The following is a 1040-nucleotide window of genomic DNA, read 5'->3' as shown; positions in this document are numbered from 1 at the left end:
TGACTTGAAACATTTTTCAAACCAAGAAAGTTGTATCTTGGCAGAGGGAACTCTGCTCCCATTTCCGCTCCTGCGCAAATGCAGGGAACGTTGGCGGTAATGTTTAATAGATAATCGATAATTAAATGACAAAAATCAAATATTCAATAATTATATTCATATCAATTATTTTTAATACTAGAGCACAATGTAAGTTCGAAGATATTTTTCCTGTTGAATTTGGTTGTTCTAAATTTAAAGTTATAACACTAATGTCTACAAACAATAACTTTAAAGAAGATACAGAAGCTAATCGTTATAAGTCATCTCCTATTGTTAAACAGTATGATTATTTGAAAGGTGATTCAGTAACTAAGATTTCACTCTATTATAATTATACTGAATCAGAAAATTGCTTTCATGGAATTAAGAAAAATGTGGTTTTTGACTTCGTTGATGATAAATTATATCAAATTAGAATTTCAATTTATTTCCCTAAAACAAACTTTAGTGAATGTATTGAGAATTACAATAATTTAGTTTCCATTTTTAAAGCTAAATTACCTTTTTACTACAATACGATTTCTGAAAATTCCGAAACAAAAGAACAAATTGGAGAAGGAATGAAATTTTATCCAACATCAGAAAAAAATAGAAATAACATCAAAACCAACAATTTATTGATAGATTATAATATAAAATATAAAGTGGAAAAACTATTCAATAGTTCTAATTATTCAATGACTAATAATGTCGATGAATATGTAATAGAAATTAATTACGTAAATCTAAACGATACAAAATTAACTGGGAAAGGATTTTGAAATTAATGCAATAACACTACCGCCAACACTGTATTTACGCCATCGCTGGTTCTCGGTAGCCGGAAATTGTGGCTTCACGAAGAAAGTTCTATCTTAGCAGAGAGAACTCAGTTCGCTCTGACGCGACGTCGCAAATACAGGGAACGTTAGGCGGCATTACCGAAAATCAGAAATCATGAGAACATTTCCTCAAATAACAATTTTACTACTTTCTCTCTCGGCGAACTCACAAAATTA

At 30.0% G+C, this 1040-nt stretch carries 1 protein-coding gene; it reads left to right on the top strand.

The window, feature by feature from the left end:
- The first annotated feature begins 125 nt into the window (after positions 1 to 125).
- Positions 126 to 803 carry a hypothetical protein gene (locus BLP55_RS16655; protein ID WP_091147579.1) on the top strand — a complete coding sequence of 226 codons (678 nt, stop codon included), beginning with the start codon at positions 126 to 128 and terminating at the stop codon, positions 801 to 803.
- Positions 804 to 1040 lie beyond the last annotated feature (237 nt).

The organism is Flavobacterium caeni, from assembly GCF_900101895.1.
In the GTDB taxonomy this organism is placed as follows: Bacteria; Bacteroidota; Bacteroidia; order Flavobacteriales; family Flavobacteriaceae; genus Flavobacterium; species Flavobacterium caeni.
The sequence above is the reverse complement of the archived record's forward strand: the minus strand, read 5'-3'. Positions and strand labels throughout refer to the sequence as shown.

Coding starts and splice junctions, on each gene's coding strand:
- BLP55_RS16655 (WP_091147579.1), top strand. CDS start 126: ATGACAAAAATCAAATATTCAATAATTATATTCATATCAATTATTTTT.